At 71.9% G+C, this 25,098-nt stretch carries 23 protein-coding genes; 9 read left to right on the plus strand and 14 right to left on the minus strand.

Translation table 11 applies throughout. The features are described 5' to 3' along the window. Positions 1 to 243 precede the first annotated feature (243 nt). The 5 genes from thpR to ACFXJ5_RS07835 all read right to left on the minus strand — a co-directional run bounded on the left by thpR (position 244) and on the right by ACFXJ5_RS07835 (position 4,196). On the minus strand, positions 244 to 807 hold the full coding sequence (gene thpR / locus ACFXJ5_RS07815; protein ID WP_384628374.1) for an RNA 2',3'-cyclic phosphodiesterase: 564 nt from the start codon (positions 805 to 807) through the stop codon (positions 244 to 246). After that, positions 804 to 1,595, minus strand: a complete 792-nt coding sequence (locus ACFXJ5_RS07820) for a hypothetical protein (protein WP_384628376.1) — start codon at positions 1,593 to 1,595, stop codon at positions 804 to 806. The genes thpR and ACFXJ5_RS07820 overlap by 4 nt, the downstream gene beginning before the upstream one ends. Positions 1,596 to 1,695: 100 nt before the next feature. Further along, positions 1,696 to 2,307 carry an antibiotic biosynthesis monooxygenase family protein gene (locus ACFXJ5_RS07825; protein ID WP_384628379.1) on the minus strand — a complete coding sequence of 204 codons (612 nt, stop codon included), beginning with the start codon at positions 2,305 to 2,307 and terminating at the stop codon, positions 1,696 to 1,698. 98 nt (positions 2,308 to 2,405) lie between these two features. Continuing rightward, entirely contained in the window at positions 2,406 to 3,764 is a 1,359-nt protein-coding gene (locus tag ACFXJ5_RS07830; RefSeq protein ID WP_384628382.1) for an MFS transporter, read from the minus strand. Between the two features lie 54 nt (positions 3,765 to 3,818). Further along, the gene (locus tag ACFXJ5_RS07835; protein ID WP_240677667.1) at positions 3,819 to 4,196 is read right to left on the minus strand and encodes a MarR family winged helix-turn-helix transcriptional regulator; all 378 of its coding nucleotides are present in this window, start codon (positions 4,194 to 4,196) and stop codon (positions 3,819 to 3,821) included. A 216-nt stretch (positions 4,197 to 4,412) separates the two neighbouring features. On the opposite strand from ACFXJ5_RS07835, the gene ACFXJ5_RS07840 reads away from it, so the two are divergent. Further along, complete coding sequence (locus ACFXJ5_RS07840; RefSeq protein ID WP_384628384.1) at positions 4,413 to 4,625, plus strand: ribbon-helix-helix protein, CopG family; 213 nt, start codon at positions 4,413 to 4,415, stop codon at positions 4,623 to 4,625. On the opposite strand, the gene ACFXJ5_RS07845 is transcribed toward ACFXJ5_RS07840, so the two are convergent. Beyond that, positions 4,592 to 6,049: an NCS2 family permease gene (locus ACFXJ5_RS07845; RefSeq protein ID WP_384628387.1), complete on the minus strand. Its 1,458-nt coding sequence runs from the start codon at positions 6,047 to 6,049 to the stop codon at positions 4,592 to 4,594. The two genes, ACFXJ5_RS07840 and ACFXJ5_RS07845, sit on opposite strands and share 34 nt — an antisense overlap. Before the next feature lie 145 nt (positions 6,050 to 6,194). Between ACFXJ5_RS07845 and ACFXJ5_RS07850 the strand changes: the two genes are divergently transcribed. Both ACFXJ5_RS07850 and ACFXJ5_RS07855 read left to right on the plus strand, forming a co-directional pair. Next, positions 6,195 to 6,473 carry a DUF2530 domain-containing protein gene (locus ACFXJ5_RS07850; RefSeq protein ID WP_384629530.1) on the plus strand — a complete coding sequence of 93 codons (279 nt, stop codon included), beginning with the start codon at positions 6,195 to 6,197 and terminating at the stop codon, positions 6,471 to 6,473. 76 nt (positions 6,474 to 6,549) lie between these two features. After that, positions 6,550 to 8,946 (plus strand): HAD-IC family P-type ATPase, encoded by a 2,397-nt coding sequence (locus tag ACFXJ5_RS07855; protein ID WP_384628390.1) that lies wholly within the window; start codon positions 6,550 to 6,552, stop codon positions 8,944 to 8,946. A 10-nt stretch (positions 8,947 to 8,956) separates the two neighbouring features. Here ACFXJ5_RS07855 and ACFXJ5_RS07860 read toward each other — a convergent pair whose 3' ends face one another. The 4 genes from ACFXJ5_RS07860 to ACFXJ5_RS07875 form a co-directional block, all read right to left on the minus strand. Further along, entirely contained in the window at positions 8,957 to 9,808 is an 852-nt protein-coding gene (locus tag ACFXJ5_RS07860; RefSeq protein WP_384628393.1) for a hypothetical protein, read from the minus strand. Positions 9,809 to 9,941: 133 nt separating this feature from the next. Continuing rightward, positions 9,942 to 10,784, minus strand: a complete 843-nt coding sequence (locus tag ACFXJ5_RS07865; protein ID WP_384628396.1) for a hypothetical protein — start codon at positions 10,782 to 10,784, stop codon at positions 9,942 to 9,944. 177 nt (positions 10,785 to 10,961) lie between these two features. Next, a complete protein-coding gene (locus tag ACFXJ5_RS07870; protein ID WP_384628398.1) occupies positions 10,962 to 14,117 on the minus strand; it encodes a sacsin N-terminal ATP-binding-like domain-containing protein in 3,156 nt (1,051 codons plus the stop codon). Between the two features lie 310 nt (positions 14,118 to 14,427). Beyond that, on the minus strand, positions 14,428 to 15,309 hold the full coding sequence (locus tag ACFXJ5_RS07875) for a DUF3027 domain-containing protein (RefSeq protein ID WP_384628401.1): 882 nt from the start codon (positions 15,307 to 15,309) through the stop codon (positions 14,428 to 14,430). A gap of 225 nt (positions 15,310 to 15,534) precedes the next feature. Between ACFXJ5_RS07875 and ACFXJ5_RS07880 the strand changes: the two genes are divergently transcribed. From ACFXJ5_RS07880 to ACFXJ5_RS07895, 4 genes are all read left to right on the plus strand, one after another. Further along, complete coding sequence (locus ACFXJ5_RS07880; protein WP_384628403.1) at positions 15,535 to 16,896, plus strand: MFS transporter; 1,362 nt, start codon at positions 15,535 to 15,537, stop codon at positions 16,894 to 16,896. A gap of 74 nt (positions 16,897 to 16,970) precedes the next feature. Next, positions 16,971 to 17,453 (plus strand): hypothetical protein, encoded by a 483-nt coding sequence (locus ACFXJ5_RS07885; RefSeq protein ID WP_384628405.1) that lies wholly within the window; start codon positions 16,971 to 16,973, stop codon positions 17,451 to 17,453. 5 nt (positions 17,454 to 17,458) lie between these two features. Beyond that, positions 17,459 to 18,226 carry a futalosine hydrolase gene (locus ACFXJ5_RS07890; protein ID WP_384629533.1) on the plus strand — a complete coding sequence of 256 codons (768 nt, stop codon included), beginning with the start codon at positions 17,459 to 17,461 and terminating at the stop codon, positions 18,224 to 18,226. 14 nt (positions 18,227 to 18,240) lie between these two features. Further along, on the plus strand, positions 18,241 to 19,071 hold the full coding sequence (locus tag ACFXJ5_RS07895) for a 1,4-dihydroxy-6-naphthoate synthase (protein ID WP_384629536.1): 831 nt from the start codon (positions 18,241 to 18,243) through the stop codon (positions 19,069 to 19,071). 165 nt (positions 19,072 to 19,236) lie between these two features. On the opposite strand, the gene ACFXJ5_RS07900 is transcribed toward ACFXJ5_RS07895, so the two are convergent. Next, on the minus strand, positions 19,237 to 19,620 hold the full coding sequence (locus ACFXJ5_RS07900; RefSeq protein ID WP_127359690.1) for a cold-shock protein: 384 nt from the start codon (positions 19,618 to 19,620) through the stop codon (positions 19,237 to 19,239). A 168-nt stretch (positions 19,621 to 19,788) separates the two neighbouring features. On the opposite strand from ACFXJ5_RS07900, the gene ACFXJ5_RS07905 reads away from it, so the two are divergent. After that, a complete protein-coding gene (locus tag ACFXJ5_RS07905) occupies positions 19,789 to 20,010 on the plus strand; it encodes a hypothetical protein (protein WP_384628407.1) in 222 nt (73 codons plus the stop codon). Here the strand turns inward: ACFXJ5_RS07905 and ACFXJ5_RS07910 are convergent. Next, positions 19,989 to 20,618, minus strand: a complete 630-nt coding sequence (locus ACFXJ5_RS07910) for an HAD family hydrolase (protein ID WP_384628410.1) — start codon at positions 20,616 to 20,618, stop codon at positions 19,989 to 19,991. The genes ACFXJ5_RS07905 and ACFXJ5_RS07910 overlap by 22 nt on opposite strands. A 26-nt stretch (positions 20,619 to 20,644) precedes the next feature. Further along, positions 20,645 to 21,394 (minus strand): hypothetical protein, encoded by a 750-nt coding sequence (locus ACFXJ5_RS07915; RefSeq protein WP_384628413.1) that lies wholly within the window; start codon positions 21,392 to 21,394, stop codon positions 20,645 to 20,647. Between the two features lie 584 nt (positions 21,395 to 21,978). On the opposite strand from ACFXJ5_RS07915, the gene ACFXJ5_RS07920 reads away from it, so the two are divergent. Continuing rightward, on the plus strand, positions 21,979 to 24,405 hold the full coding sequence (locus ACFXJ5_RS07920; protein WP_384628416.1) for a helicase-associated domain-containing protein: 2,427 nt from the start codon (positions 21,979 to 21,981) through the stop codon (positions 24,403 to 24,405). Here the strand turns inward: ACFXJ5_RS07920 and ACFXJ5_RS07925 are convergent. Further along, entirely contained in the window at positions 24,368 to 24,880 is a 513-nt protein-coding gene (locus ACFXJ5_RS07925; RefSeq protein ID WP_384628418.1) for a VanZ family protein, read from the minus strand. The genes ACFXJ5_RS07920 and ACFXJ5_RS07925 overlap by 38 nt on opposite strands. Between the last annotated feature and the right edge of the window lie 218 nt (positions 24,881 to 25,098).

A 25,098-nucleotide genomic window follows, 5' to 3' on the forward strand; every position in this document is an offset into this window, starting at 1 on the left:
CGCTCAAACGGGCCGAGCACCGCAACTGGACGCCACCCGCACCAGACACCGTCACCATCACTCGGCAGGACAGAACCTAAGTCACCGGCATTGGGTCTAGGGCCTGTCGTACCGATCAGGGCCTAACGGAAGACCGACGCGATCACCACGACCGCCAGCATCAGCACCAGCGCGGCGGTCATCACTCGGGTACGGGTCTTCGGGTCCACGTACCGAGACTAGCCGCACGGCGTCGGCGTCCGGTCAGCGCCCCAGTGGGCAGGTCCGCAGCGCCTCGTAGCGCGGCTGCGCCCCGGGCACCCCGGGGGCCGGGGCGTGGCTGCGTACGAGGGTGATCGCGTCCGCCGTCCACGGGGTGCCGGCGAAGCCGCTGAGCCCGTCGGCGTACGGCCGCAGCGGGACCCTGCCGTGCGGGCGCTGCCGGGCCAGCGTGAGGTGGGCGTGGAAGCCGTGCTCCGCCGTGATCTCCACTCCCGCCTTCCGGGCCGCCGCCCCCGCCGAACCGGCCAGGCGGCGCAGATCACCGCCGGTCAGCCCGGCCCAGAGCGTACGGTCGCCGAACCTCCCGCCGCCGGCCAGTCCGAGGTCGTACGGTTCGTGCCGGCGGGCGGCGCGGTCCAGCCGCTCACCCAGTTCGGGGAGCAGCGCCTCCGGCACCTCACCGAGGAACGCGAGCGTGAGGTGCCAGCCGGCCCGCTCCGTCCAGCGCAGTTCGTCGGCGCCGGGCAGCCCGTGCAGCTCGCGAGCCACCTGCTCCAGCTCACGCAGGGCGTCCTTCGGCGGCACCACCGCCACGAACAGCCTCACCTCTGCGACCGCAGCGTGAGGCTGTGCCCGGGGTGGAGGGCCTGCCGCTGCACCCGCCGCCCGAAGCCGGACAGCAGCGGCGTCACCTCGGCCCGGGACAGCACCACTTCCTGGCGCCCGGCGGGTACCGGCGCCACCGCGCCCTGGTCGAAGGTCGCCACCAGTGAGCCGTTCTCCGCGAAGGCCAGGTTGTTCAGCGTGTGCACGCGCGCGGCCGGGTCATCGAGCGCCGCGTGTGCGGCACTGGGGTCGGCGCCCTTCCGGTGCATCAGCGCCTTCTCCACCAGCTCCGCGAACCGGTCCGCGGACCCTTCCCCGATCATCCCGAGGGCCGGCAGCACCTTGCCGCTCCTGCCGTCGTACCAGTAGGTGGCCAGCGTCATGCCGTCCGCCGCCGCCGTCTCGTCCAGCGCCGTGGTCTGCACCCCGACGACGTCCCCCGCGGCGACCAGAAAGTCGAAGCTGACGTTCAGCCCGGAGTCCCCCGCGCCACCCGAACCGCAGCCCGTGGCGAAGGCCCTGCGCCGCTCCTCCACGCCCCGCCGCACCGCCTCCGTGAGCGCTTTCGCCCCCGGGACGGACGGATAGCTGATCGTCCAGCGGCATGCCGTGCCGCCGCTGGTACGGACGACCCGCAGCCCGCTGATCCACGTCGGAAGGACCGTCCTGACGTCGCCGGATGCCCTGGTCGGCACGCTGCCGCTCACCGTCGCTTCTCCGCTCGCGTCGCAGGCGGCGGCGAGCAGCGCGATGGTGGCGGTGAGCCCGATGGCGATACGGCGCTTCATGAGAGGGACACTAAGCGGACCACAGGACGATCGTTCATTCCTGGGACGTACCCACCGCACATACGTTACGGAACGGCGACTCGGTCCGCCCGGCGTCGCCTCAGTCCCCCCGCACCTCGCTGGCCACCACGTCGAACTCCTCGAGTCCGGTCACGGTCACGTGCGCCTTCGCCGTGCCCTCGTGCCGCGCCGCCGCCTGTCCCGCTCGCGACGCCGCGAGGGCCTTGCGGTCGGTGAAGATCACGCCCACCAGACCCCGGCCCCGCGCCTTGTCGAGCATGAGGGTCGCCCTGGCGAGCCCGGACAGCGTTTCCAGCTTCGGCAGCACCGTGCTCCCGAACGTGTCGGCGAACAGCTCCGCGTCCGACGGGTCGAACTCCACCCGGGTCATCCGCATGGCCGCGCCGGTCCCCGGCTGCTGGGCCGCGTGGAAGACCACCGCCTCGTAGTTGTCCAGCGCCACCGTCGCCGCGAAGGGCTCGAGGATCTCCGCGCGCCGCTGCCGCAGCCGATCGTTGCTGCCCTCCCTGGCTTCCTCGGTCTCCCACCAGGTCGACACCAGCAGCTTCCCGAGATCCCGGTCCACGAACAGCCCGAACCCCCGGTACCCCGGCTGGTCGGCCAGCAGTCGCCGGCCCTCCGTGTTCAGCCCTTCGACGGCCTGGTCGATCTTTCCCGGATCACCGGTCGCGTAGACGATGCGTACGAACATGACGCCTCCCAGACAGCGGGCGCGTACAAAACCTGACACCGACCAGTCTTCTACCGGGCACAAACCGGTGCAATAGGGGCTCTCTCAACCGTCCTGTTCTAGGCCGCCGGAGCGAGCTCGCGTTCAACGTCCTCCTCCCGGGGGACGAAGGCGATCAGGCGTCGGTCTTTTCCCCGGTGCAGGTCGATCTTCAGCCGCAGGCCGCCCACGCGGGCCAGGACCAGGGCGACGCCGACCGAGGCCGCCGCGGCGATCAGGCCGCCACTGAGGAAGCCGACGCGGGCGCCGTAGGTGTCGGTGACCCAGCCCATGACCGGGCCGCCGATAGGGGTGCCGCCGACGAAGACCATCATGAACAGGCTCATGACGCGGCCGCGCATGACGGGGTCGGTGGCGAGCTGGACGCTTGCGTTGGCGGTCGTGTTGAAGGTCAGGCCGAAGATGCCGATCGGGGCCAGCAGCAGCACGAACATCCAGTACGAGGGCGCCAGCGCGGCCACGGCCTCCAGCATCCCGAAGGCGAACGCAGCGGCGACGAGCAGCCGCAGGCGGGTCTTGCCGCGCCGCGCGGCCAGCAGCGCGCCGACGACCGAGCCGACGGCCATGAGGGTGTTGAAGAGTCCGTACATGCCGGCGTCGCCGTGGAAGACGTTGGAGACGAAGGCGGAGAGCCAGATCGGGAAGTTGAAGGCGAAGGTGCCGACGAAGCCGACCAGGACGATCGGCCAGATGAGCTCAGGCCGTCCGGCGACGTAGCGCAGGCCTTCGCGCAGCTGGCCCTTGCCGCGCGGGGCGCGTTCGACGACGTGGAGTTCGGAGGTGCGCATGAGCAGCAGGCCGGCCAGCGGCGCCAGGAAGGACAGGCCGTTGAAGAGGAAGGCCCAGCCGCTGCCGACCGCGGTGATCAGCGCGCCGGCGACGGCGGGGCCGATGAGCCGGGCGGACTGGAAGTTGGCGGAGTTCAGCGAGACGGCGTTGCGGACGTCGGACGGGCCGACCATCTCGACCACGAAGGCCTGACGGGTGGGGTTGTCGACGACGGTGACCATGCCGAGGCCGAAGGCGATGGCGTAGACGTGCCACACCTGGACCTGGCCGCTCAGCGTCAGTACGGCGAGGGCGAGCCCGAGGGCGCCCATGACGGCCTGGGTGAAGAGCAGGAGCTTCCGCTTCGGGTAGCGGTCGGCGATGACGCCTCCGTACAGCCCGAAGAGCAGCATCGGCAGGAATTGGAGAGCGGTGGTGATGCCGACGGCGAACGACGAGTGCGTGAGACTCAGCACCAGCCAGTCCTGGGCGATACGGGACATCCAGGTGCCGGTGTTGGATATGAGGCCGCCCATGGCGAAGAGACGGTAGTTACGGTTCCTCAGCGAGCTGAAGGTCCCTCTACGACTGGGGGTGGCCGGCGCGGTGTTCGGTTCGGGTGCGGCGTCTGATGCGGCTGCCGAACTCAATCGGGGTTCGCCTCCTCATGAGGGACGCTCGTGGGGGAACGTCGGGGATGTTCCTTACAGTTGTGCGAGCTTCTCCAGGACGGGCGCGGCCTCGCGCAGCACCGCGCGCTCCTCATCGCTGAGGCGCTCGGTGAGCTGCGCCAGCCAGGCGTTCCGCTTGCGGCGGCTCTCGCTCAGCATGGCTTCGGCCTGCTCGGTCTGCCTCACGACGACCTGGCGGCGGTCGTCCGGATGGGGGTCACGGCGGACCAGGCCCTTGGCTTCGAGCATGGCCACGATGCGGGTCATCGACGGCGGCTGCACATGCTCCTTGCGGGCCAGCTCCCCAGGGGTGGCGGAGCCGCAGCGGGCGAGGGTGCCCAGCACCGACATCTCGGTCGGGCTGAGCGATTCGTCCACCCGCTGGTGGCGCAGTCGCCGCGACAGCCGCATCACGGCGGAGCGCAGTGAGTTCACCGCGGCGCGGTCGTCCTCGGTCAGTTCGGTCACGGTAGTTAGGATAGCTCATTACCTACCCTAAGTAAACTCCCGGCGCAGCCGCGCGGAGGTGCGGTGGTCCAAACGCATCTGTGCCCGAACTCACCCGTCCGAGTGAGTTCGCCCCGGAAAGAGCCGCACGGTGGGGTATGGGGGTCGGACTCTGGCTCCATGGCTACGAGAGTGCTCAGCATGCGCATCGACGGGGAGCTGCTGGACCGGCTCCGTACGCACGCCGCCAAACGCGGAATGAGCGTCCAGGACTACATAGTCCGGACGCTCATCCGCGATGACTTCGACGAGCGGCTCAAGGCCTCGGTCGACGAGACGGAACGTTTCTACGAGGAGGTCTACGAGGCCAGACCCAGCGCCGGCATCAGGTAGTAGAAGGCGAAGACGGCCGCCACCGCGTACAGCGCCACCGGCACCTCGCGGCCCCGTCCGGAGGCCAGTCGCAGCACGCAGAAGACGATGAAGCCGATGCCGATGCCATTGGTGATCGAGTACGTGAACGGCATCAGCAGCATGGTCAGGAACGCCGGGATGGCGATGGTGAAGTCGCTCCAGTCGATGTCCCGGATGCCGCCCGCCAGGATCAGGAAGCCGACCGCGACCAGCGCCGGCGTCGCCGCCTGGGCCGGGACCATGGTGGCCACCGGCGTGAGGAACAGCGCGACCACGAACGCCAGCCCGGTGACGATCGAGGCCAGGCCGGTGCGCGCGCCCTCGCCCGCCCCGGCCGTGGACTCGGCGAAGCAGGTGTTGGCGGAGCTGGAGGTGAAGCCGCCGGCGGCGGTCGCGATGCCGTCGACCATCAGCACCTTGTTCATGCCGGGCAGGTCACCGTTCTTGTCCAGCAGATGTGCCTCGTCGCTGACGCCGAGGATCGTGCCCATCGCGTCGAAGAAGCAGCTCAGCAGCACCGTGAAGACGAACAGCACCCCGGTCAGGAAGCCGACCTGGTGGAAGCCGCCGAAGAGGCTGACCTTGCCGATCAGCCCGAAGTCCGGCGACGAGACCGGGTTGCCCGGCCACTGCGGCACCGTGAGGCCCCACGCGGTGGGCTTGATGTCCACGAGCGTGTTGATGATCAGCGCCAGCCCGGTCATCGAGACGATGCTGATCAGGATCGCGCCCGACACCTTGCGGATGATCAGGATCAGGGTCAGCAGCGCGCCCAGGATGAAGATCAGCACCGGCCAGCCGTTGAGGTGCCCGTCCGACCCGAGCTGCACCGGGACGGTGGTGTGCGCGGCGTCCGGCATCCGGCTGACGAAGCCGCCGTCGATCAGGCCGATCAGCATGATGAACAGGCCGATCCCGATGGCGATCGCCTTGCGCAGGCCCAGCGGGACGGCGCTCATCACGCGCTCCCGCAGCCCTGTGGCCACCAGGATCATGATCGCGAAGCCGGCCAGTACGACCATGCCCATCGCGTCCGGCCAGCTCATCCTCGGCGCGAGCTGCAGCGCGACCACGCTGTTCACGCCAAGACCCGCGGCGAGCGCGATCGGGACGTTGCCGATCACACCCATCAGCAGCGTGGTGAACGCGGCGGTGATGACCGTGGCGGTCACCAGCTGACCGTTGTCGAGGTGGTGACCGAACTTGTCGGTGCCCGAGCTGAGGATGATCGGGTTCAGCACGATGATGTAGGCCATCGCGAAGAAGGTCGCCAGGCCGCCGCGGACCTCCCGGGCGACGGAGGAACCGCGCTCGGAGATCTTGAAGTAGCCGTCGAGGGCGTTCTTCGGCGGCTTCGAGGGCAGCTTGGCAGCGTCGACCGACGCGGTGGCCGAGGGGGACATACGGGTCCTTGCGGGTGCGGGTTCAGATGTTCGTACGAATGAATCCGGTCAGACCCGGACTGTTTCAGTATGAACATATGGACGGCGTGAACGCTATCTCCGCGCGTAGATGACTGGCTGAAGCGCATACGCTGTGCACATGCGACTGAGCCAGTGGACGACGCCGGAGCGCGAGGCGCCCGAGCCCTTGGAGGCGAACGACGTCGCGACCGTCACGATCGGCACGATCGTGTGGTTCGCCCTCTTCGTCGTCCAGGTGCCCTTCTACGGCTGGTACGCCGACCACGGCCACGCCTGGTGGATCTGGACCTGCCTGGCCGGCGCCGGCCTCGGCCTCATCGGCCTGCGCTACGTACGCGCCCGGCGCGCCGCACTACGCCGCGCGGCGGCCGAGGACGACACCTCGGATCAGCCTCAGGAATGACACCGACCCCGAGATCTCCCGCACAGCAGGGGGGCTCGGGGGGTGCCGGGGCGATTCCGCACGTACCGTCGAATTCATGACGGATCGCGTGGAGCTCGAGCTCACTTCGCAAGCCGGGCTGAACGCGGCGCAGGTCGCGGAACGGGTCGCACGCGGGGAGGTCAATGACGTACCGGTGCGTTCGTCGCGCTCGCTGGCGGAGATCGTACGGTCCAACGTCTTCACGCGGTTCAACGCGATCATCGGTGTGCTGTTCCTGATCATTCTGGCCGTGGGGCCGATCCAGGACGGTCTGTTCGGCTTCGTCATCGTCGCCAACACCGCGATCGGCATCATCCAGGAGTGGCGCGCCAAGCAGACCCTCGACAGCCTCGCCGTCATCGGCGAGGCGAAACCCACCGTCCGCCGGGACGGAGTCGCCGCACCCGTGGCGACCTCCGAGATCGTCCTCGACGACGTCATCGAGCTCGGCCCGGGCGACAAGGTCGTGGTCGACGGGGAGGTCGTGGAGGCCGAAAGCCTGGAGATCGACGAATCCCTGCTCACCGGCGAGGCGGACCCGGTCGTCAAACGCCCCGGGGACAGCGTCATGTCGGGCAGCTTCGTGGTCGCGGGCAGCGGCGCCTTCCGGGCCACCAGGGTCGGCCGGGAGGCGTACGCGGCACAACTCGCCGAGGAGGCGACCCGGTTCACGCTGGTCCACTCCGAACTGCGCAGCGGCATCAGCCAGATCCTGAAGTACGTGACCTGGATGATGGTGCCCACCGCCATCGGGCTCATCGTCAGCCAGCTCGTCGTCGAGCGGCACAACTGGCGCGAGGCCGTCCTGCGCATGGTCGGCGGCATCGTGCCGATGGTCCCGGAAGGGCTGGTCCTGCTCACCTCGGTCGCCTTCGCGATCGGCGTCATCCGGCTCGGCCGCAAGCAGGTGCTGGTGCAGGAGCTGCCCGCCATCGAGGGGCTCGCCCGGGTCGACGTGGTCTGCCTGGACAAGACCGGCACCCTCACCGAGGGCGGCATGGACGTCACCGGCCTGCGGCCGCTCGGCGGCGCCGACGAGGCGTACGTCAAGCGGGTCCTCGGCGCGCTCGGGGCCGCCGACCCGCGCCCCAACGCCAGCCTGCGGGCGATCACCACCGCCTACCCCGACCCCCAGTGGCGCTGCACCGAATCGCTGCCCTTTTCCTCCGCCCGCAAATACAGCGGCGCCACCTTCAACGAGCCCGACGGCGACACCGGTACGTGGCTGCTCGGCGCCCCCGACATCCTGCTGCCCGCCGGCGACCCGGCCCTGCACGAGGTCGACGAGCTCAACGACGAGGGCCTGCGCGTCCTGCTCCTCGCCCGCGTGCGGAACAGCGCCGCCCGCACCGAGCTGTTCGACCCTGCGGTCGCACACGGCGCCACCCCGACCGCGCTGGTCGTCCTGGAGCAGCGGCTGCGCCCCGACGCCGCCGACACGCTGCGCTACTTCGCCGAGCAGGACGTCCACGCCAAGGTCATCTCCGGCGACAACGCGGTCTCCGTCGGCGCCGTCGCCGCCAAGCTCGGCCTCCCCGGTGCCGAAGGGCCGGTGGACGCACGCCAGTTGTCCGCCGACCCGCACGCCATGGCGGCGGAACTGGACAAGGCCGCCGTCTTCGGCCGCGTAAGCCCGCAGCAGAAGCGGGAGATGGTGGGCGCGCTCAAGTCGCGCGGGCACACCGTCGCGATGACGGGCGACGGCGTCAACGACGTCCTCGCCCTGAAGGACGCCGACATCGGCGTCGCGATGGGCTCCGGAAGCGAGGCGACCCGAGCGGTGGCCCAGATCGTCCTGCTCGACAACAGCTTCGCCACCCTGCCGTCGGTCGTCGCCGAGGGCCGCCGCGTCATCGGGAACATCACGCGCGTCGCGACGCTCTTCCTGACCAAGACCGTCTACTCGGTGCTGCTGGCCATCCTCGTCGCTGTCTGGCAGGTGCCCTATCCCTTTTTGCCCCGCCATCTGACGCTGCTCTCCACGCTCACCATCGGCGTGCCCGCCTTCTTCCTGGCCCTGGCCCCCAACAAGGAGCGGGCCCAGCCGCACTTCGTACGACGGGTGATGCGCTACTCCCTGCCGGCCGGGCTGATCGCCGGCGCCGCGACCTTCGTGACGTACCTGCTGGCCCGCCACCACTACCAGGGCCCCGGCGCCCTCGACGCCGAGACGAGCGCGGCGACGCTGACCCTGTTCCTGGTCTCGATGTGGGTGCTGGCCATCGTGGCCCGGCCCTACACCTGGTGGCGGATCCTCCTGGTGCTGGGCATGGGCGCGGCCTTCCTCGTCGTCCTCGCCACGCCCGGGCTGCAGACCTTCTTCGCGCTCAAGCTGGTCGGTACGCAGGGGCCCTGGACGGCCGTCGCGGTGGCGGCGGTCGCGTCCGTCCTCCTGGAAGTCGCGTGGCGCCGGGCCGCCGTGACAGACGGCAACCCGGCGCAGGTGCGCTGACGCGCGGTGGTTACCTGACGTCGACGTAGTCGCCGGACGCGTTCGAGGCGGCGGTGCTGGTGTTGGTGCTGAAGGAGTAGCGGTAGTAGCCGTCGACCGTGGCCTTGGTGGTGGTCTTCAGCGCGCCACCGGTGCCGCTGGTGATCGTCTTGAGGGTGGTGTAGGTGCTGCTGTTCTTCTTACGGAACTGCAGCTTCACCTTCTGCCCCTTGTAGCCGGCGTAGGTGCCGTCGTTCCAGTTGGCACGGGTCAGCTTGCCGGTGACCGTGATGGTCTTGCCCTTCTTGACCGGCTCCGGGGTGGCGTTGACGGAGAGCTTGGAGGCCTTCTTGATCTTGGTGGTGGCGACGTCGTCGTCGTAGCTGGCGTTCGCGTAGAGGTCGTAGGCGCCCAGGAACAGCTTCCAGGTCCCGGCGACGCCGTTGTTCTTCAGGTCGACCGCGGCGTTGATGTTGAAGACGGCCGTGCAACTGTAGACGCCGGTCTCAGTCGTGGACTCCGTGCAGGCAGGGTCGTCATCCGTACCCAGGCCACCGGTGATGGTGTCCGGGTTGGAGCTGTCGGTGCCCTGCCACAGGAAGGCTTCCGTGAGCGCGACGCCGGTCGAGCTGGTGGCGGTGAACGTGACGGTGACGGACTTCTTGGTGGTGGTGCCGAGAACAATGTCCTTGCCGCCGTTGATGACCGCGTCCGAGAACTTGGTGCCGCCCAACGAGTCGTTCGGGCGAACGGTCTTCGGGGCGAAGGAGCTGAGCTTCGTCGACGCACCCGGACGCTCCGACGCCTGGGCGGCTGCCGGAAGCGCGAGCGCGGACAGAACGACGGCGCCGGAAAGAACGGCGGCCGCAACGCGTATGCGCATGTGAATCCCCCACGAGAACGCGAGAGGCCCGCCGAAGTCTCCCTCCGGCCGGGCCTGTTGATGTTCGCATCGTACAGACCCGGCGCGGAGTTCATGGAGATCCTGTGTGCGACAAGCGTGTGACAGACCGGTACTACTGAACGTCGACGTAGCCGCCGGTCGCGTTCGTGGTGGCGGTGGTGCTGGTGCCTGCGAAGGAGAAGCGGTAGAAGCCGTCGGCCGTGGCCGTGGTGGTGGTCTTCAGTGCGCCGGTGCTGCTGCTCTTGATCGTCTTGAGCGTGGTGTAGGTGCTGCTGTCCTTCTTGCGGTACTGCAGCTTGACGGGCTGGGTGCTGTAGCCCGTGTAGGAGTTCGTGGTCCAGTTGGCGCGGGACAGCTTGCCGGTGACCGTGATGGTCTTGCCCTTCTTGACCGGCTCGGGAGTGGCGTTGACCGTCAGCTTGGAGATCTTCTTCACCTGGACCGTGGTGGCGGTGTCGTTGTAGCTCCCGTTGCCGGCGCTGTCGTCCGCGTCGATGTAGAGCTTCCAGGTGCCGGCGGCGCCGTTCTTGTACAGATCGGTCGACGCGTCGATGCTGATGCTGATCTTGCAGGCGGAGACGGTGGCGTCGGTCGCCGAGACCGTGCACGTGGCCGTGTCCGCGGTCGGGACCAGGGCGCCGTCCATGTTGTCCATGTCGGTGCCGTGCCACAGGGCGGCCCAGGAGTCCGCGACGCCGTCCGTGTCGGTCGCGGTCCAGGAGACGGTGACGGTCTTCTTGGTGGTGAGGCCCAGGACGATGTCCTTGCCACCGTTGACGACCACGTTGGAGAAGGTGGTGTCGCCGGCAGCGGTGTCGGCGTGAACGGCCTTGGACGAGAACGTGTTCAGCGGTTCCGCACCCGGACGCTCCGACGCCTGAGCGGCGGCAGGAAGGGCGAGGGCAGAGAGAACCAGGGCGCCGGAAAGAGCGGCGACAGTGGCGCGTATGCGCATGTGCAATCCCCACAGAGAATGAAGGGGCCCCGCCGAATATCCCCCTGGCATGGGCCCATTGATGTTCGCATCGTACAGACCCCGTGATGGAGCCGTGGACGGGGCCTGTACGACGTGTGGAGTGATCACAGAGTGGCCACAGAGTGACCACCGGACCGGCGAAGGAGGATTCGCCCGTCAGTCGAACCAGCGGTCGCGCGCCAGCTCCTCGGTCCGGGTCGGATCCTCCAGCAGCGCGGCGACCTCGAAGCGCCGCTGCCACTGGCCGGCGGCCCAGGCCAGACCGGCCGCCACGCCCTCCAGCGTGGCCGCGTGGAGCACACCGTCGACCCAGCGCCAGTCGAGCTCGATATCGCCTTCGACCAGCAGTTCTTCGTGCTCGATGTACGTGAGGGGGGCGCCCGGCAGCAACTCCCTCACCGAGTCCGGGACATCGCGGGGCTCGCCCTGGGAGGTGACCGGCGCCGCGTAGGCCTCGCTGAGGCGGCTCACCTGGAAGAACTCGGCCAGCTCCGCCGCGCGAAAGGGCGGGACGGGGAGGAGGGGGCGGCCGGTGGCGAGGGGGATGAGGTCGGGGGCGTCGGCCACGAGGGCGTCGGGGGCGTCGACAACGGTCACGTTTCGGCCGTCGACGACGGCCCGCAGCTCGTCGGGGAGGGTGACCTGTTCGGGGTCGAGGGCGGCCAGCTCGGCGTAGAGCCGGTGCAACTGGGACGGAGTGACGGGGCGTTCGGGGTCGGCGAGGCGGGCCAGCAGCTCGGCCGCGCCGCCGGGCTCGTCGAGGAGGGCGGCGACGGAGGTGCGCACGCCCAGGGCGCGCAGCACCTGCTCGTCGGCGGCGCCGGCCTCCACCTCGTCGTACAGCCCGGCGAGCAGCGAGTCTCCGCCGGCCGCGCGGAGGCCGACGGGGTGGCGGCCGTCCAGGACGGGGTGGTCGCGCAGCCACCAGGCGGCGTAGGAGCGTACGGATTCGGTGGTGCCGTCGGGCAGCAGGACGCGCAGCGGCTGGGTGATCGCGTCGCGCAGCGGGGGCCGGGAGAGCATGGCCAGGGCTTCCGGCCAGGCGTCGTCGTCGACCAGGTCGAGGTCGCGGACGGCGATGATCTCGGTGGCGACGGGCGGGACGTCGGTCTCGGGGAGGTGGTCGAGGACGTCCTCGCACCACACGTCGACGGCGTCCAGCAGGCCCACGTCGTCGGGCTCCGCCCAGTCGCTCTCGCGCGGCTCCAGCTCGTCCGGGTCGAGGACGACGTCGGCGGCACGGACGAGGGCGAAGGTGGCCAGGACGCCGACGGCGGTCAGCGGCTGCTCGCCCCAGCGGTCGGCGAGGTCGGAGTCCACGGCGCCGAGTTCACCCTCCCGGATGACCCGTTCGAAGTCGCTGCCGGGCAGGACCAGCTCCCCGGCGGGGGCGAGTTCACCCTCGTCGTCGGGGAGGGCGAGGGCGCCCAGCCAGGGCTCGTCGCCGGGGGCGAGGTTGGCGGCCCGTACGAGACCGAGCACGACCTCGGCCAGTTCCTCGGCGTCCAGGGCGGCGCCCCCGCCGTCGCCGTCGTCCCAGGACTCGTCGGCGTCCAGCGAGCCGGCGACGGCCGCCCGCACCTGCGGGGTGGTCAGTACGGCCCGGGGGGTCGCCGGGGTGGCGCCCAGCTTTTCGAGCAGGGGGTGCGCGGCGTCGGGGTGCGCCACCTTCAGGCCGAGCCGGGCCAGTTCGGCGGCGGCGGGCAGCGCGTCGCGGGCGGCGGGGTCGGAGTCCCCGTACACCGTGTCCATCTCGGGCAGCGGAAGGAGGATCTGGCGGGGCCCGACCACCGTCCGGCCGTCGGCGAGCGGCACGGGGAGCCCGCTGAGCCGGTCGGGGTCGGTGCCGGCGAGGGAGTCGTAGAGCCGCCGCCACCAGGGCGCGGGGCGCTCGGCGCCGCCGAGGCGGTCGATGGCCTCGCCCAGCGGGAGCCGGGCCACGCCGAGGACGCGCAGCTCGGGGCGCCGTTCCAGCCCGGAGGGCAGCAGGGTCGTGAAGACCTCCGCCAGCACCTCCACGGTCGCCGCGCTCGCGCCCTCCAGCACCTCGGCCTCGACCGGCCGCAGCGCCTCCGGGTCGCCCTCGTCCGCCGCCACGGCCCGGGGCAGGAACGCGGTGCGGGGCAGCGCGGCGACCACGTGCCGGCGCAGTTCGGCGTCCAACTCGCCCTTGCCCAGCGGCCCGGGGACCAGGTCCACGATGCCGGGGCCGACCGGCCGCCATTCGCGCAGCAGCTTCACGTACGCCTCGGCGGCCCGCTCGATCAGGAAGTCGGTGAGCGGGCCCGGCGCGGCGCGGCGCCGGGTCGGGTCCAGCGGCAGCGAGGCGATCAGCAGGGCGGGCAGGCCCAGCGGCTCGTCGGTCGGCGTCGGCGCGTGCACGACGGGCGTGGTCCGGGGGCGCTCCGGCGCGCCCTCCGCCCCCACCGGTACCGCCCAGGTCAGCGACCACACCGGCCGCAGCCGTTCCTCCACCGGCCGGCCGGCCAGCAGCGCGGCGTCCAGCCGGCCGGCCTCGGTGACGGTGCGCCAGCGGGTCGTACCGGTCGCGCTGTCGTCGATGACGACCGCCTCGTCGTCCTGGCGGCGGGTCAGCGTCCGTACGCCCTCCGGCGTGTCGACGACCACCTCGTCCAGACCGGTGAGCGTCAGCAGCAGCGCGTCGTCGATCCCGGCGAGCAGATGCTGTACGAGATCCTCGGCCGCGCCGTCGCGCAGCGGCAGCACGACAACGGTGTCGTACCCCTCCGGCGCGGTGCCCTCCGCGGGCAGCGGCAGGCGCAGCAGCGGGACGTGGCCGTCGCGGCGCCGCAGCTCGTCCTCGAGGGCCGGGACATGCACGGCCAGATCGCGGGCCTCGGCCAGCGACCAGCGCACGCCGCCGGTACGGCTCACGACGGCGGGCTCGTCACTGACGGCCAGTACGGCGGAGAAGCCCACGCCGAAGCGGCCGACCGTCTCCTCGGTGTCCTCCCGCTTGGCGCTCGCGCGCAGGGTCGAGAGCGACTCCACGGCCGCCGCGTCGAGCGGTGCGCCGGTGTTGGCGGCGGCGAGCACGCCCTCACGGAACGTCAGCCGCAGCCGGCCCGGTGTCTTCGCCCGTACGGCGGCATCCGCCGCGTTCTGGGCCAGCTCGATGACCAGCCGGTCCCGGTAGCCGCCCAGCGCGAGGTCCTCCTCGGCGTTCGCGTCCTCCCGGAACCTCGCCGGCGACGCACCCCACGCGTCCAGCACGCCCCGACGCAGCCGCGCGGTCCCGAACGGATCAGCCCCGCCCTCCGGCTCCCGCCGCACCACTCCCGTGCCGCTCACGTCGTCTCTCCCTCTGCGAATGTTCTGCCGAACCCTTGTCCGCCGAAGGTACCCCGCGCACGCGGGCCGCCGCCCCGGGGCCTTTTCGCCCACCCACCCTCCCGTTACCGGCTTGTGGGAGAACGTTCCGCTGGGGGTGGGGGCACTCCCCCCAGCCTTCGAAGGAAGCTCTGGGGGAGGGCTGACACAACCCGGCCACCGGCGGAAAGCCGCCGACGCACACCAACCGTCCAACTGCCCAAGCACACCGGGCGAAGCCCGAAAGGCTCTCGGGGGCTGGGGCCGAACCGCGTGCGGACGGCGCCGCAGGCTAGGAGTGGCCGAGTTCCTCCGCCGGGCCGCCGTCCTCGACGGAGCCGTGGCGGTCGGGGTGGAGCGGAAGCGGCTCGACGGCGGTCTCGTCGAGAACCGGCGGCGCCGGCCGCGGAGGCTTCGGCATGATCGCCGCCTCCGAGTGCCCACCGCAGCCGTACGCGAGCGAGACGACGTGCCCGTCGGCCGGCGAGAACTCGTTCGCGCAGACACCGAAGGCCTGCCGCAGCGAGCCCGCCATGGGGACGAGGAAGCCGCAGCTGATGCAGGGGGCCGGCGCGGCCTGGGCCATGGCGGTCTTGGGGCCGAAGTTCTCCTCCCAGCGGTCGGCGGCGGCGTGCAGCCCGTACCGCGAGAGGACCCGGGGCCGGCCCATGCCGATGTCCAGGGCGACCGCGCCGATCGTGCCGACGGCCGGCGGCTCGGTGGGCTCGAGGGCGACGTCGTCCTCGCCGACCGTCTCCGCGAGCTCGGCGACGACGGAGTTCGGCGGCGGGGTGTCCTCGCCGGACCAGCCGGGTTCCAGCCGGAGATCCTCGGCCTCGGTCGGCAGCAGATCGCCGGGGCCCATGTCACCCGGACGGAGTCGTTCGCTCCAGGGAACCCACTCGGGCGCGAGGACCGCCTCGGGGCCGGGCAGCAGGACGGTCTCGTCCAGGGTGACCGCCTTGGCGCGGGACGCGCGGGTGAGCGTCACCGCCCAGCGCCAGCCCCGGTAGGCCGGTTCGCGGCAGTCGAACAGGTGCGTGACGACGCGTTCTCCCTCGGCCACCGCCCCGAGGTGGTTCCCGACCGCGTCGGCCCCGAAGGCCTCCTCGGCCGCCGAGAGAGCGACATCGACGGCCTCGGCGCACAGGCGGTCAGGGGTACGGCTTCGCATCGCAGCACTCACAAGAATCGATTCTCTCCTACGCCGTTTCACGCGTGCGCCGACCGGAGGGCGGGCGGTGGCGGAGCGGACCGGAGGACCGCGTCGACGCCACCTTCCGGACAACCTCGGGCGCACCTGTTGACACCATTCTGCGGGATCGCACGCTATCGGTGCGCACCGCATGCGCAAAGGATGGGGTGTGGATCGGGTAGAGATGCCGTCCCGTGGGGCAGTATGGCCAGCGTGGCACGCACGGTGACGTCCGGACCCGGACCGATTCGCAAAGCGGGGCTTGCCGTCGCGCGCGCCGCGCACCGCACCGGTAGCGCGACGCGCCACCGCATCCGCCGCCATACCCACGCGGGCGGCGCGGGCGAGTCCGGCCTGGCGAAACTCATCGAGCTGCACGCCGTGAACTCCGCGGGTGACATGTTGATCACGATCGCGCTCGCGAGCACGATCTTCTTTTCGGTCCCGACCGGTGAGGCACGCGGCCGGGTCGCCCTGTACCTGCTCGTGACGATGGCCCCCTTCGCGCTGCTCGCTCCCGTGGTCGGCCCGCTGCTCGACCGCATCCCGCACGGCCGGCGGGCCGCGATGGCGGTGTCCATGCTGGTCCGGGCGATCCTCGCCTGGACGATGGCGGGTGTCGTGTCGACGGCCGGCCTGGAGCTGTATCCGGCCGCGCTGGGCGTGCTGGTCGGGTCGAAGGCGTACGGAGTCGTACGGAGTGCGGTCGTACCGCGGCTGCTCCCGGCCCGTACGACCCTGGTGAAGGCCAATTCCCGGGTCACCCTGGCCGGGCTGCTGGCGACGGCGGTCGCGGCGCCGGTGGGCGGCCTGCTGCATCTGATCTCGCCGGGCGCGCCGCTCTACGGGGCGTTCGTGATCTTCGTGGGCGGCACGATGCTGTCCTTCTCGCTGCCGCACAAGGTCGACTCCGCGAAGGGCGAGTCCCGGGCCGAGCTCAGCTCCGGTGAGCATCCGGGCGCCGACGGCCCGGCGAAGGGGCTGCGGAGCGTCGGGCCGGCTGTTCTCAGCGCGCTGGGCGCGAATGCGGCGCTGCGGTTCCTGTCCGGGTTCCTGACGCTGTTCCTGGCGTTTCTGCTGCGCGAGCACCCGCTGGGCGGGCTGAGTGCGGCCTTCTCGCTGGGGGTCGTGGCGGTGGCGGCCGGGGTCGGCAACGCCTTCGGCACGGCGCTCGGCTCGTGGCTGCGGGCCCGCCCACCGGAGAAGATCATCGCCACGGCGCTGTTCTGCGCGCTGACCGCCGCCGCCGCGGCCGCCGCCTGGTACGGGACGCTGACCATCGCTCTGGTCGCCGCTGTGGCAGGCATCTCCCAGGCCCTCAGCAAACTCTCGCTGGACTCCACGATCCAGCGTGACGTTCCCGAGCAGTCCCGCACCTCCGCCTTCGCCCGCTCCGAGACCGCCCTCCAGCTCGCCTGGGTCATCGGCGGCGCCCTCGGCATCGTCCTGCCCCTCAACGGCACCGTCGGCATGTCGGTCGCCGCCACCGTCGTCGCCGTCGGCTTCGTCGTCGCGCTGCGCGGCCTCAGCGGCCCGACCCGTGCCCCCCGTACCCGCGCGGCGTAAGGCGTAGGGCTTCGACACCGGAACACGCGCACCCGGGCGCGGACGGGCGGTGGCCGCCCGGTAGCCTCACCACCATGAGCATTCGCCGCCGTGCCGCCGCCATCGGTGCCGTGTCCCTCGGGCTGGTCGCCCTCTCCGCCTGTGAGAAGCCGACCCCGCTGGCGACCGTCACCGTGGGCGACAAGACAGTGACCACCGAGGCCGCCACCAAGTGCTACGCCGATGGCAAGGACCTCACCACCACCGCCTTCGCCGCTTGCCTGAACGCGGTCAAGCCCACCAAGACGATCACCGTGGGAACGGGTGACCAGGTGCGTATCGGCGTCGACCCGGACGTCGCCAAAAGGGGCTGGCTGGTGGCCGCGGGGCTGTCACAGAAGACGGACGTGCTGACGAACAAGACGTACTGGTCGCTCGGTGAGAAGGACTCGCTGTTCACCGACTCGTCGACCGGCACCAGCACCGACAGCGTCACCCTGAACATCATCGAGACCGCCGGCGCGAACACCAAGACCTACCTCGGCGTCTGGAAGATCAAGCTCGTCAAGAAGGACTAGTGCCCATCCGCGTGCTCATCGTGACCGCCGTGGCGGCGGAGGCCGACGCCGTCGCCACCGGGCTGTTGCGCACGCTCGCGCCGGTCCACGCCCCGGACCTGCCGGGATACGTCCTGAAGCGCGCCGCGTACCTCGGCCCGCCACCGGGCAGCCGCCCCGGGTCGACCAGCCTGGGCGGTGTATCGGCCGCCGACATCCTCGCCGCCGGGGTCGGCCCGGCCGCCGCCGCGGCCGGTACCGCGACGGCACTGGCGATCGCGGCGGCCGAGGACCGGCCGTACGGACTGGTGATCTCGGCCGGGATCGGCGGCGGTTTCCCGTCGGCCGCACCCGTCGGGTCGGTCGTCGTCGCGGACGCGATCGTCGCCGCCGACCTGGGCGCGGAGACCTCGGACGGCTTTCTGCCCGTCGACGAACTCGGCTTCGGACGTACGACCCACCTCCCGCCCGAGAAGCTGTCGCGGACCATCGCCGAGGCCGCCGCGGCCGCGTACGCAGCCGTCCTCACCGTCTCCACCGTGACCGGCACCGCCGAGCGCGCCGCCGAACTGGCGGTACGTCACCCCCGGGCGGCCGCCGAGGCGATGGAGGGCTTCGGAGTCGCCGAGGCGGCCGCCGCCCACGGCATCCCCGTCCTCGAGATCCGCGCGATCTCGAACCCGGTCGGGCCCCGCGACCGCTCGGCGTGGCAGATCGGCCGCGCCCTGACCGAGCTGGCGCACGCGTTCCGTGCCGCCGCCCCCGTACTCGACGCCTGGGAGGCTCAACCGTGACCGAGGCACTGCGGATGGCACACTCCCCGTGCCCGAACGACACCTTCGCCTTTCACGCGTGGTCGCACGGCCTGGTGCCCGGTGCGCCGGAGATCGACGTGACGTTCGCGGACATCGACGTCACCAACGGCATGGCCGAGCGCGGCGAGTTCGACATCCTCAAGGTGTCGTACGCGGTCCTGCCGTACGTCCTCGACGAGTGGGCGCTGCTGCCCTGCGGCGGAGCCCTCGGCCGCGGCTGCGGCCCGCTCGTACTCACCCGCGAGCCCGGGACGGCGGACGACCTCGCCGGGAAGACGGTCGCCGTGCCGAGCGAGCGCTCGACCGCGTACCTGCTCTTCCGCCTCTGGGCGGCGGCCGAAGTCGCCGCCGGGATCGGCAAGATCGAGGTGCTGCCGTTCGACGAGATCATGCCGGCGGTCCGCGACGGCCAGGTCGACGCGGGACTGGTCATCCACGAAGCCCGCTTCACCTACCAGAACTACGGCCTGCACAAGCTCGCCGACATGGGCGAGCACTGGGAGGCCACGACCGGGCTGCCGATCCCGCTCGGCGCGATCATCGCCAAGCGCTCGCTCGGCGAGGCCCGGCTGCACGAACTCGCGGCGGCCGCCCGGCAGTCCGTCCTGATGGCCTGGGACGAGCCCGAGGCTTCGCGCTCCTACGTCCTCGATCACGCCCAGGAGATGGACCCGGCCGTCGCGGACCAGCACATCGGGCTGTACGTCAACGAGTTCACCGCCGCCCTCGGGGACGACGGCTACGCGGCGGTGCGCGGGCTGCTCACCCGTGCAGCGGCCGAGGGACTCGTACCGCCCCTGGGTCCGGGCGCCTTGGAGTTTTGAACAGGCCACTCTGAGCCGCCGGACGGAGTCCGGCGCAGCCGTCCGACGCCTGCGAAGCAGTGCGAGGGCGGCAAAAAAGAGGGGCCCCGTGCAGCGGCCGAGGGACTCGTACCGCCCCTCGGCCCGCACGCGCTCGAGTTCTGACGCCCGGTCAGACGTCCAGGGCTACACGTCCAACTGGTCGGCGACCACCCTCAGCACGGACGCGATCTTGTTGCCGTGGGCCTTGTCCGGGTAGCGGCCGCGCTGCAGCGAGCGCGCGACGTCCTCGAGGAGCGTCGTCAGATCCTGGACGATCGGGAGCAGCTCGTCCGGCTTGCGGCGCTGCGCGGCCGCCACCGAGGGTGCCGGGTCGAGGAGGGTCACCGAGAGCGCCTGGTCGCCGCGCTGGCCGGCGACGACGCCGAACTCCACGCGCTGGCCCGGCTTGAGTGTGGCCACCCCGTCAGGGAGCACGGAGGAGTGCACGAAGACGTCGCCGCCGTCGTCGCGGGAAAGGAAGCCGAAGCCCTTCTCGCTGTTGAACCACTTGACCTTGCCGGTAGGCACGTCCGACCTCGTCCTCAGATGTAGTGAAAGGGGGTGAAACCGAAGGCGGGTCCATCCGTAGACCCGCTGCCCATAGGCTAATGGCCCCGGGGCGTGTGTCCAGACGCTGTGATGCCTCTCATTCGGCCAATGCGCTGCGGTTTCCTGGACGCGACCTACCCTTGTCGGGTGACGCATGAAACCAACAACGCGGGCGATCTGCTGGTCCGCGCCGGCGCGGTCGTCTTCATCATCGGCGCGCTCGGCACACTGGCCACCATCGCCCCGCTCTTCCTCGGCACGGACCCGCTACCGACGGCCGCCTACCTGGTGTCGATGCTGATGGCGGTCGGTTTCGCGCTGGCCCTCGCCGGGCTGCTGCGCTCGGCTCAGGCCGCTTCCCGCAAGTAGCCCTCGAACCACTCCGGGAACTCCGTCAGGTCCGCCAGGACCACATCCGCGCCCGCCGCGCGCAGTTGGGCTGCGCCGACCGGCCCGGTGGCCACCGCGACGGACAGCGCACCCGCCGTACGGGCTCCGCGCACATCGCCGGTGTGATCGCCGACGTACACCGTGGCTCCCTGCTCGATCAGCGCGGCGCCCTTGCCCTCGGCCCACAGGTCGCCCACCACCGCGTCGGCGGCGATGTCCAGGTGCGCCAGGTGGCGTTCGGCGTTGCGCTGGTACTTGGCGGTCACGACCACGGCCCGGCCGCCCACGCCGTGTATCGCCGCGATCGACTCCCGGGCCCCGGGCAGCGCGGGGCTGCCGGCGATCCCGTGCACGGGGTAGATCTCGTTGCGGTACGTGTCCGCCACGGCCGGGATGTCCTCGGCGGGGAACCAGTGCGCCAGCTCGTCCGCCAGCGGCGGCCCGAGCCGGGTGATGGCCAGATCGGCGTCCACGTACACGCCGGTGGCGGCGGAGAGCGCCTCGAAGGCGGCCTTGATGCCGGGGCGTGAGTCGATGAGCGTCATGTCGAGGTCGAAACCGACGGTGAGCGCGGGGTGCGTGGCCATGGCAGCCATTCTCGCAGACCCGCGTTTCAGCGACGGCTCCGCCAGACCAGGAAGGCCGCCGACGCACCCGCCGCGACCCGCACCACCACCGGGAACGCGTCGCCGATCGCCGTATCCATATGACCCTGGGCGATCGGCGAACCCCAGCGGTGATCGAACCGCCCCCACAGCCACACCAGGGCGCCGCCCGCCACCAGCCCCGGCAGGGTCAGCGCGGCGAACTTCGCCTCCCGGCGCGAGAGCCTCGGCGAGTAGTACGCGATGAGCCATCCCGCGCCCAGGGCCGGCCACGAGCCGAGCACCGCCCCCGCCACGTCCTGCTGGGCGGCCTTTATCACCACCCCCGCCGCCCTTGGTCGCGGCCCCGCCGCGACGACGACCTCCTCCGCCTCCTCGACGACCGCGCGCCGCCGCTCCCGCAGCCTCCGCCACCGCGACGGCTGCTCCGGCGCCTCCGCCGGCTCCTCGGCCTCCCCGGCTTCTTCAGCCTCTTCGGCCTCCAGCTCCTCGGCCGACGGGATCTTCACGCCGCCCGTCATCCCGCGGAGCCCCGCCAGCTCCTCCCCCGGCCGCATCGGCCGCCGCAGGGACTCCGGCCCGTTGAGCCGCCACCACTCCTCGTCCTCCAGCGCCTTCGCCGGCCGCGGCACCTCCGCCCGCTCCTTCGCCGCCTTCTTCAGCTCTGGCGCCGGCGCCTCCTCCTGCGGCTCCGCCGCCCCCGCCGCCGCGCCCACCACCTCGTCCGGCGACCCCAGCCTCCCCAGGATCCGCCGCACCGCCGCCGGGCTGTCACTGCCGCTTCCCCGGCGCTGCCGGTCGATGTCACTGCGCAGCTACGCCACGAGCCGCATTCTCTGGGCCGCGGGCAATGTGGTCTGCGCCAGGTCGCCGACCCGGCTCAGATAGTCGTAAATCAGGTGATCACTCTCAACGCCCACCCCCCGAAGCTACCGCCCCCCGCCCCCCGTTGGGACCCCTTCACCCCCCACCCCGCCCCTTCCCGAAACCAGAGGGCCAGCCCCCTGGACCCCCGAACGCCCTCCGGGCGTGTCCTCAAACGCCGGACGGGCTGAATTCACGGCCGACCGGGTTGTGGGTAGGCCGTCCGCCAGAGGCGAGCGAAGCGAGGTGGGGGTCCCCCCGGCCGAAGGCTGGGGGGAGGGCTGGCACAACCCGGCCACGGACCCGCCCGACAACGCACCCGCCCGGGGTCCAGGGGCAGCGCCCCTGGTTTCGGGAAGGGGCGGGGTGGGGGAAACGAACCCGGCCACAGGCCCGCAGCCGCCAACCGACCGCAACCAACCACCCCGCAGGGGCCGCGCACTCCGGTGCGGGGCGCGGCGCGGCTAATGTTGATGGGATGAGCAGCACGCAACAGCCCCGCACACTCGCGGAGGCTCTCCGCGCCCGGGGTGACGACGCCCTGCGGGCGCTCCTGCAGGCACGCCCTGACCTGCTCAATCCGGTGCCGAACGACTTGACGCAGTTGGCGACCCGCGCAGGCACGCGCGCTTCCGTCGTCCGTGCGCTCGAGCGCCTCGACCGGTTCACGCTGCAGACGGCGGAGGCGCTGGCGATCGCGCCGGACGACTGTACGTACGAGACGTTGCGCGGCCTGATGAGGGGCGACGACGACGAGGCGACCGACGCCGCGCTGCCCCGCGCAGTGGACACGCTGCGGGGGCTGGCCCTGCTGTGGGGCGACGAGCGGCTGCGGCTGATCCGGACCGCCAGGGACCTGCTCGCGCCGGCCGCAGGGGCGCCGTCGCCGACCGGGCTCGGGCCGACGGTGTCGGAGGCGACGGCGGGGATGTCGCCGGGGCGGTTGCAGCAGTTGCTGGCGGATGCGGGGCTGCCGCCGACGCATGACCCGGTGAGCGCGGTGGCGTCGCTGACGGAGCTGTTCCAGGACCGCCGGCGCATGGGCGCCGTGCTCGCGGAGGCGCCGGAGCAGGCCTCGGCCGTGCTGGCGAGGCTGACGTGGGGCCCGCCGTACGGCGAGGTCACCGACGTCACGGCGACGCAGGCGCACATCCGGTGGCTGCTGGACCGGGCGCTGCTGCTGCCCTCCGGCCCGAAGAACGTCGTGCTGCCCAGGGAAGTGGCCCTGCACCTGCGCGGTGGCCGCGCGCACCGCGACGCCGAGCCGACGCCGCCCCCCGTGGCCCCCACGCCGCACGATCCACAGGCTGTGGACGGAACGGCGGCCGGCCAGGCCTTCGCCGCCGTACGGACCACCGAGGAGCTGCTGAAGCACCTGGAGCTCAACAGCCCGCCCGTCCTGCGCGCCGGCGGCCTGAGCGTGCGCGACCTCAAGCGGATCGCGACGACCCTCGACGTGCCGGAGAACCTGGCCGCGTTCTGGCTGGAACTGGCCTACGCGGCCGGGCTGCTGGCCACCGACGGGGAGCTGGACGAGACGTACGCGCCCACGCCCGCGTACGACGACTGGCTGAGGCTGCCCACCCAGGAGCGCTGGACCGCGCTGGCCACCGCCTGGCTCACCGCGACCCGGACGTCGGGGCTGGTCGGCGGGAGGGACGCGAAGGGCCGCGCCCTGGCCGCGCTCGGGCCGGAGCTGGACCGCTCGCTGGCCCCCGAGGTGCGGCGCCGGGTCCTGGAACTGCTCGAGGGGCTGCCGGGCGGCGCCTCCGCCACCCCGGACGCGCTGCTGGCGCGCCTGCGCTGGGAGCGGCCGCTGCGCGGCAACGCCGGGCCGGACAGCCTGCGCGCCGACCTCGTCCGGTGGACGGTCACCGAGGCCGAGCTCCTGGGCGTCACCGGCCGTGGCGCCCTGGCCGGGCATGCCCGCGCCCTGCTCGACGCCGGAGCCGGGGCCCGCACCCCCGTGGAAGCCGCCGCCGCGACGCTCGCGCCGCTCCTGCCCGCGCCGCTGGACCACGTACTTCTCCAGGCGGACCTCACCGCGATCGCCCCCGGCCCGCTGCAGCCCCACCTCGCCGAGACCCTCAACGTGCTGGCCGACATCGAGTCGAAGGGCGGCGCGACGGTCTACCGCTTCACGCCCGGGTCCGCACGCCGCGCCCTGGACGCGGGCCGAACCGCCGCCGAGCTGCACGAATTCCTCGCCGCGCACTCCCGGACCCCGGTCCCGCAGCCCCTCACCTACCTGATCGACGACGTGGCCCGGCGGCACGGCCGGCTCCGGGTGGGCGCGGCCTCGGCGTACGTACGCTGCGACGACGACGCGCTGCTCAGCGAGCTGCTGGCCGACCGCCGCGCCGCCGGCCTGGGCTTGCGGCGCCTCGCGCCGACCGTGCTGGCCGCGCAGAGCGACCCGTCGGCACTGCTGGAGCGGCTGCGGGCGATGGGCTTCGCCCCGGCCGCCGAATCGGCCGACGGGGACGTCCTGATCACCCGCGCCGATGCCCGCCGCACGCCGCCCCGGTCCGCGCCCACCCCCGTCAACGACGGGCCGCCGACGCCCGCCGGGACACTGCTCGGGGCGGCCGTGAGGGCGATCCGGGCCGGAGACCGGGCCTCGACGGCGGTCCACCGGCCGACCGTTCCGGCGCCGGCGACGAACGGGCTTCCCCGCAGTGCCGCCGCCGAGACGCTGGCCACGATGCAGGCGGCGGTCCTCACCGGCGAGTCCGTCTGGATCGGCTACGTCAACGCGGACGGCGCCGCCAGCCAGCGCGTCATCGGCCCGGTCCGGGTCGAGGGCGGCTTCGTGACCGCGTACGACCACACCGCCGAAGAGGTCCGCACCTTCGCCCTGCACCGCATCACGGGCGTTGCCGAGCTGGCTGACGATCCCGCCTGAAGCGGTTCGCCAGAGGCCGCCGCTTCACACGGGCCTTCGCCGGTGCCTTGGCGCGAGCCTCCGGCACCTGGTGCACCTTGTGCCCCAGCCACCTGCCCAGCACCACGTACCCCAGCAGCGCGCCGGTCGTGTTGAGGATGACGTCGTCGATGTCGAAGGCCCGGCCCGTCACGATCGCGCCCTGCACCAGCTCGACCATCAGCATCACCACAGCCGTGGTGAGCAGCACGCGCAACACGCCCCGCGCCTTCGGCGCCACCACGGGCAGCAGGACCCCGAAGGGCACCCCCAGCAGCAGATTCCCACCGACCTGGCGGAGCGCACTCATGACGGTGTAGCGCTCGAAGTACTGGCGCAGCGAGGCGCCGGGGTGCACGTTCGAGTGGGCGATGCCCTTGGAGGCGTACGAGGGCTCGAGCGTCGCTCTGGCGAGGAGGGCGGCGAAAACCACCATCAGCGCGAAACCCACTGCCATAGCCAGCCATCGTACGATCGCCGCAACCGGTGAGCGCCTGGCGGGCCCGGGCGTCCGGGGCTTCCGGGGCTTCCGGGATTTCCTCGGTGTCTTCCCGGCGCTGGACGCCGGCTTTTCTCTTCGGACTCGCAACGCTTGACGTGTCACGGGCAGACGACTACCCGCCCCCAACATCCATACGCACCGCACGGGCCTCCGCCGATGGTGGACACTGGAGG

The sequence above is a fragment of the Streptomyces sp. NPDC059373 genome, from assembly GCF_042751495.1.
GTDB lineage: Bacteria > Actinomycetota > Actinomycetes > Streptomycetales > Streptomycetaceae > Actinacidiphila.